Genomic DNA, 6,486 nt, shown 5'->3' with positions numbered 1-6,486 from the left:
TGCGCTGCAGATTTCATTGAAAACATGCGGATCGTTTTCGACGAACATCTACCGCGCTGGAACTATCGGGCTATTCCTCAAACCAACTAATTTCAGGAAGTTATTTTTGGCGGAATCCTTATCGAACGAAGCGCGTTCAATCCATCCTGGGTATCCGCACTATCCGCAGTTAATGGAGTCTATCTGATCAGGGACAAATCGTCGGGGAAATTATATGTTGGTGCCGCTTACGGCAAAGGCGGAATCTTTGGCCGATGGGAGAAATACGCTAAGACAGGGCATGGCGATAACCAACTTCTAAAACACCTTCACCATGAGCACTTTGAATTTTCAATACTCGAAATTGCCCCTTCCACCGCATCGGAAAAAGAAGTTAGAGACCGCGAAACTCGTTGGAAAGAAAGATTAGGATCTCGCGGATTTGGCTTGAACGGCAACTAGCCCGCGTACGGGAGTCGACACGCAGCTATGCCGATGGGAAGTTGCCCAAATACGGCCTCCTTATCCCCCAAACTCACCGCGAAACACTCCCATCCGGCAACACAAACTTTATATCCAAGCTACGCAAATAAGTCTGCAAACCGGCATCCTGTAGCGGAATCAAATGCGCCTCTTTGCCCGATTCGTTGTAATGCGCATGCCAGTAGCCGGGCGGGGTGATGAAGGCGGAATAGGGTTGCCAATCGACGCGGGTGGGATTGACGATCTGACCGCTTGCCGAAATCTGCGGCCCGACTAGCGTGTAACAACCCGGCGCGCAATCCAGAATCAAATCCAAGGCCACCGATTGGTGGCGATGCGGCAATTGCACCGCGCCGTTGGGCAACACACCCAGCATCGCCCAGAGGGTGTGAGTCACTGTAAGGGTTTGGTCCATGGCTTTGTTGGCCAGCAAAACGCTGATGCGGTTGCGATTCACCGTCTCCGCCGCTTTTTGCGCCGCTGCCAACTCGCGCAGCGAATCTTCAGCGGTATAGAGCGTCGGCTTGAAGCATGGCCTATCGGCTGTCACTCCCAGGTAAGTCAACAGCGGCTGGTCGTGTACCAAATAAAAGGCTGCATCGCTATCGGCAAAATGCCGAATATCCTTGCCCACCGGCAGCACCACAAAATCGCCGATTTGCCAGGGGATAGTCAGGTCGTCGAATTCGGTGTGGCCGCTGCCGTACATCACGTAAAACAACAGCGAGGTGGCGTTGAACTCGGTCGCCAGCGATTCGCCGGCCAGAATTCTGACAAAGTTTGCGCACAACGCCGGACTGGTCGCGGGACCGGGACCGGGACAACACAATTGCTCGCTGACATCCAGCGGGATAATTCGGGTACCGCCGGTTCGATGCAACTCGCTGCCGAAATTGGCGAACGGCAGTTGGGAGATTGCTCCGGAACCAAGCGGATCGGCGGCTTGGGTATATTCAAAATACCGGCAATTTTCCAGCAAGGGTTCAAGCGGATTTTGCGGTTTGACAATGGTCATGACGACACCTTTTTGATGTATGCAATCCAGGTAAATAGCGTGATGGTTTGAATTTTACGCTGGCTGGTGCGACAAAGTAGATTTGTGTCAAACCCAAAATGCACAGACGTTTTTTCAATCCGTAGTTCGGACGAAATACTTAGCACAAGGGTTCCACATTGCATCAGCAACCGTTAGAATCGTTTTGTATATCCAAGGTAAATCCAAGATGGCTCTGGCAGAGAAATTAACATTAAGCGTGAAAGATTATTTGCAAGGCGAGGCGTCCACGCAGATAAATCACTAAATGACACGCCCTGCCGCGCTTACATTTCCGACATGAAAGTCAACGTCACCATTGCCAACGCCTTCTTTTATCCTGACCTGCTGCTGGACATCGCTGATCAGGTATGATGCTCGGCATTTTGACCGCGCTCGTAACACAACGCTGAATCGCCAAAACCTGTTTCTTTTAACTTCTGACGTACCACTCACTGACATAACACCATGAAATTAACAAAATCTTCCCGTTTTCCTGCCTGCCCCGGCCCCGTCGTCACTATCGTCCTGGATGGCGTAGGCATTTCGCCACGCGAAGACGGCGACGCGGTTAAAGCCGCGCGCACCCCGAATCTGGACCGTTACATGGCCAACTACCCGATGACCACACTGCTGGCGCACGGCACCGCAGTCGGCATGCCCAGCGACGAAGACATGGGCAATAGCGAAGTCGGCCACAATGCCTTCGGCGCCGGTCGGGTGTTTGCCCAAGGCGCGAAATTGGTCGCCGAATCGATCAGCAGCGGCCACCTTTGGCAAGGCCACGCCTGGCACGAGGTCGTCGCTACTGCCAAACAAGGCGGCACCTTGCATTTCCTGGGGCTGTTTTCCGACGGTAATGTCCATTCGCATATCGACCATTTGAAAGCGATGATCGAACGGGCCAAGCAAGAAGGTGTTGCGAAAGTTCGCCTGCATATCCTGCTGGACGGCCGCGATGTCGGCGAGACTTCTGCATTGGATTACGTCGATCCGTTCGAAGCTTATCTGGACGGCTTGCGCGGTGCGGATTTTGATGTGGCTATCGCCTCGGGCGGCGGCCGTATGCAAATCACGATGGACCGTTACGAAGCGGACTGGTCGATGGTCAAACGCGGCTGGGACATCCACGTGATGGGTTTGGGCCGGCAATTTACCAGCGCCCACGAAGCAATTGAAACCTTCCGCAACGAAGCCAACGTCATCGACCAAGACTTACCAGGTTTCGTGATTGCCAAAGACGGCAAGCCTCTCGGTACTATCGTCGACGGCGATGCGGTGGTGTTTTTCAACTTCCGCGGCGACCGGGCGATCGAAATTTCCCGCGCCTTTATCGAAGAACAATTCAGCCCCTTCGAGCGCGGCCCGCTGCCGAAAGTGACTTACGCCGGCATGATGCAATACGACGGCGACACTAAACTACCGCCGCGCTTTCTGGTCGAGCCGCCCACCATCGACCGCACCTTGGGCGAGTATCTGGCCAAGAACGGCGTGTCGCAATATGCGATCAGTGAAACTCAAAAATTCGGCCATGTGACCTATTTCTGGAACGGCAACCGTTCCGGCAAATTCGACGAGGCCTCGGAAACGTATGTGGAAATCCCCAGCGACGTGGTGCCTTTCGAACAACGGCCCTGGATGAAATGTGCCGAGATTACCGATACGTTGATAGACGCCGTGCGCAGCGGCCAATATAAGTACCTGCGGGTCAATTATGCCAACGGCGACATGGTCGGCCACACCGGCAATTTCGAGGCGGCGGTGACGGCGATGCAAGGCCTGGATCTGCAATTGGCGCGCCTGATTCCGGTGATTTTGGAGATGAACGGCACGGCAATTATCACTGCCGACCACGGCAACGCCGACGAAATGTACGAATTGGATAAAAAAGGCAATGTCACCCGCAATGCGGAGGGCCGCACCAAAGCCAAAACCTCGCACACCTTGAATCCGGTGCCATTTGTGTTGGTATCTGGGGAGAATCCTAGCTACACACTCCGCGACGATTTGCCGAAAGCCGGCTTGTCGAATGTGGCTGCGACTATTTTGAATCTGCTGGGTTTTGAAGCGCCGGAAGATTACGATCCTAGCTTGATCAAAGCCAGCTAAGCCGTAAAGCATTCTGAGCTGATGACACCGCCTTTCGGCTATACGCTGTTAGGCGGTTTTTAATGGCTGATGGAAATTGGTGTAAAGCCTCTGTTGACCTAATTTGGATGCCCCAATGGACTACCCCGAACGCATCGTTTGTTTAACCGACGAAACCACCGAGACCTTGTATTTGCTGGGCGAGCAAGCCCGGATCGTCGGCATTTCCGGCTATACGGTCAGGCCGGCGCAGGCTCGCCAGGAAAAACCCAAGGTCTCGGCGTTTACCAGCGCCAAAATCGACAAAATTCTGGCGCTCCAACCGGATTTGGTGCTGGGCTTTTCGAATTTGCAAGCTGAGATTGCGGCGGAGTTAATCCGTAACGGTATTGCTGTGCATGTGTTCAATCAACGCTCAGTCAACGGTATTTTGCAGATGATAGGCTTGCTGGGCGCGATGGTCGGCGTCCCGGAAAAAGCCGCTACGCTGGTGGCGCAGTACCGGCAGCAACTGGAAACCACCCGCCTGCACAGCCTGAGTTTTGCCAAACGTCCGAAAGTGTATTTTGAAGAATGGGACGAGCCGATGATTTCCGGTATTCGCTGGGTATCGGAGTTGATTGGCATCGCCGGTGGCGAGGATTGTTTTGCCGAACTGTCCACCAAACACTCCGCCAAACAGCGCATCATCGCCGATCCTAAGGAAGTGGTAAGGCGCGCGCCGGACATTATCATTGGCTCCTGGTGCGGTAAAAAATTCCGCCCGGATCATCTGGCTGCCCGCCCCGGTTGGGACAGCATTCCGGCCGTACAACAACAACGAGTCTACGAAATTAAATCTTGCGATATTTTACAGCCAGGACCGGCGGCACTTAGCGATGGTTTGGCCCAGATATGTCAGATCATCAATGATTGGCAGCAAGATTGTGCTTAGCCTAATAGGTGCTCAAATAAATCCAATAGCGCAGGCTATAGCTGTGAATTAATGCCGCCGGGCCGGATGGAATAGTTCATATCAAAACCCGCGCCTACATCTTAACCTCCTCTTCGAAAGGGATTCTTCATGCCACCCCAAATCCCAGGGAGCTTGATCAATGATCATCATCGAAGAGGTATCACATGAAAACGCCAAAATTATTTTTCCTAAGCACCGTTTTGTTCGGCGCCTGCACCATTGCCCATGCCCAGCCAACGGGTGGCGGCACCACACCTAAACCGGTGTGCAAAACCTTCGATATTCCCACGATTATTTGTCCCGATGGCTGGACCATAGCCGACGATCTGAGCAACGGCACCAATAAATGTACGACCGGCTTTATCAAAAGAACCTTCTGCAAAAATGTTGCTGCGCGCAGTGGTTTTCAAGGTAACGTCGAAGTGATCAATAACGGCTCCAAGTTGTTTGAATTTGTGCAGCCAGTCGATGAATCAGGCGCGCCTATCGCCATAGAAGCTGAATAGCTGATTGCCAGCCAAAACAAGCATAAACCTGTATTGGGCTGCGTGAGTGGCCCAATACAGCGTCATAAAATCAGACGGCAACTTCACTGTGGTTACAAATAGCGCTGAGGATCGACCCCGCACTTCGCGGGCACCTCAAATGAGGTAATCCGATCATTACAACCGGGTTTGGACAGATCAAAATCTGCGGGAGGTGTGTAGCAGCGCGTCCGGGCATTGAATACCACTCTCACCCGGGGATGCAGCAGGTTTTCATGATGTTGCTCAACTACGACGGCCAAATAACCGCTCTCCAGTCGTACTAAGGTGCCGACCGGATAAATGCCGATGCTGCGAATAAATTGATGCACCAGCGTCAGATTGAAATGATGGTCGCTCCATTCCAATAACTTTCTTAGCACTTCGGTGGGTTCGATGCCGGTGTGATAAACCCGCGTGGATGTCAGTGCATCGTATACGTCCACTACCGCAGCCATCTGCCCGTAAAGGCTGATTTCATCGCCCTTCAGGCCTAGTGGATAACCACTGCCGTTGTAGCATTCGTGGTGTTCGGCTGCGACATTGAGCGTGATGGGTGAAATACCCGGCGTTTTCTCCAGTAACTGACAGCCGTAGTGCACATGATTTTTCATGATCTCAAATTCGCTTTCCGTCAGTTTTCCAGGTTTGTTCAGAATGTTATTCGGCACCTGCATTTTGCCGATGTCGTGCAATAAACCACCAAGGCCGACCTGTTCGATAAGCTTGCGGTCTATATCCAAAGCTCTGCAAAAACTAATCAGCAGCGTGCCGACCGCCACGGAATGCTGAAAAGTATATTTATCAGCCTGCTTGATTCTGAGCAGGCTGACCATGGCGTCCGGGTTACGGAAAATCGAATCGATGATATTGGAAACTACCGGCTCTACCTGCTCCAATTCGACCTGCTTACCCAAGCGACAATCCTGGAGGACATTGTGTACGATTCGGTTGGCTTCGCGGCAGACTTGCTTGGCTTTTACCCGTTCTTTTTCGACGCTAACCGGCGGCGGCACGCGCTTGAGCGTGCGCCCCAAGTGCTGCATATGTTCGTCAAGCTGCCGGTTTATGTCATGAACGGATGGAGCTTCCGGCATATCCGGGCCGAGCGCGGTATCTATGTAGACCTGGCAAATGCCGTAGGCGGCGATTTTTTCGATGTCTTGAGCGGATTCGATCAAAAAGCTGTTGCGCAAGAACGGGTGGTTTATCCACGGGCAGTTGATGTCGTGGATAAACATCTTGGGCTTCAGGTCGGCTACATCGATTTTTTTTATCATTGCGCGTTTTGCCCAGCGGATTGCGACTGAATGGCAGCATACCCGTTATGAATTGGACCGGGTTCGCTGTAAGTGTATCAGCACTGGTGGTTGCCATAGCAGTAACCAATAAAGCCACTAAAACAATCCCTAATCCTAGTGCGG

6 protein-coding genes are annotated in these 6,486 nt (G+C 52.7%); 4 read left to right on the top strand and 2 right to left on the bottom strand.

Translation table 11 applies throughout. The features are described 5' to 3' along the window. Positions 1-102 precede the first annotated feature (102 nt). Positions 103-441: a GIY-YIG nuclease family protein gene (locus tag QLH52_RS24665; protein WP_425257690.1), complete on the top strand. Its 339-nt coding sequence runs from the start codon at positions 103-105 to the stop codon at positions 439-441. Between the two features lie 73 nt (positions 442-514). Here QLH52_RS24665 and QLH52_RS17540 read toward each other — a convergent pair whose 3' ends face one another. Next, positions 515-1,477, bottom strand: a complete 963-nt coding sequence (locus QLH52_RS17540; protein ID WP_319962408.1) for a cupin domain-containing protein — start codon at positions 1,475-1,477, stop codon at positions 515-517. A gap of 486 nt (positions 1,478-1,963) precedes the next feature. Here QLH52_RS17540 and gpmI point away from each other — a divergent pair, with 486 nt between their 5' ends. The 3 genes from gpmI to QLH52_RS17525 all read left to right on the top strand — a co-directional run bounded on the left by gpmI (position 1,964) and on the right by QLH52_RS17525 (position 5,044). Next, positions 1,964-3,604, top strand: coding sequence for a 2,3-bisphosphoglycerate-independent phosphoglycerate mutase (gene gpmI / locus QLH52_RS17535; RefSeq protein WP_205451404.1), 1,641 nt, complete (start codon positions 1,964-1,966; stop codon positions 3,602-3,604). Positions 3,605-3,719: 115 nt separating this feature from the next. Beyond that, a complete protein-coding gene (locus QLH52_RS17530) occupies positions 3,720-4,517 on the top strand; it encodes a cobalamin-binding protein (protein ID WP_205451405.1) in 798 nt (265 codons plus the stop codon). A gap of 185 nt (positions 4,518-4,702) precedes the next feature. After that, entirely contained in the window at positions 4,703-5,044 is a 342-nt protein-coding gene (locus QLH52_RS17525; protein ID WP_205451406.1) for a hypothetical protein, read from the top strand. 92 nt (positions 5,045-5,136) lie between these two features. On the opposite strand, the gene QLH52_RS17520 is transcribed toward QLH52_RS17525, so the two are convergent. After that, positions 5,137-6,342: a cyclic di-GMP phosphodiesterase gene (locus tag QLH52_RS17520; protein ID WP_205451407.1), complete on the bottom strand. Its 1,206-nt coding sequence runs from the start codon at positions 6,340-6,342 to the stop codon at positions 5,137-5,139. Between the last annotated feature and the right edge of the window lie 144 nt (positions 6,343-6,486).

Origin of the sequence: Methylomonas defluvii (assembly GCF_033949435.1) — a bacterium.
GTDB classification, from domain to species: Bacteria; Pseudomonadota; Gammaproteobacteria; order Methylococcales; family Methylomonadaceae; genus Methylomonas; species Methylomonas defluvii.
Note: the sequence above shows the minus strand (reverse complement) of the source record. Positions and strands in the feature narration are given on the sequence as shown.

Excerpts from the sequence above, each read along its gene's own strand:
- QLH52_RS17540 (WP_319962408.1), bottom strand. The coding sequence starts at position 1,477 with ATGACCATTGTCAAACCGCAAAATCCGCTTGAACCCTTGCTGGAAAAT.
- gpmI (WP_205451404.1), top strand. The coding sequence starts at position 1,964 with ATGAAATTAACAAAATCTTCCCGTTTTCCTGCCTGCCCCGGCCCCGTC.
- QLH52_RS17530 (WP_205451405.1), top strand. The coding sequence starts at position 3,720 with ATGGACTACCCCGAACGCATCGTTTGTTTAACCGACGAAACCACCGAG.
- QLH52_RS17525 (WP_205451406.1), top strand. The coding sequence starts at position 4,703 with ATGAAAACGCCAAAATTATTTTTCCTAAGCACCGTTTTGTTCGGCGCC.
- QLH52_RS17520 (WP_205451407.1), bottom strand. The coding sequence starts at position 6,342 with ATGATAAAAAAAATCGATGTAGCCGACCTGAAGCCCAAGATGTTTATC.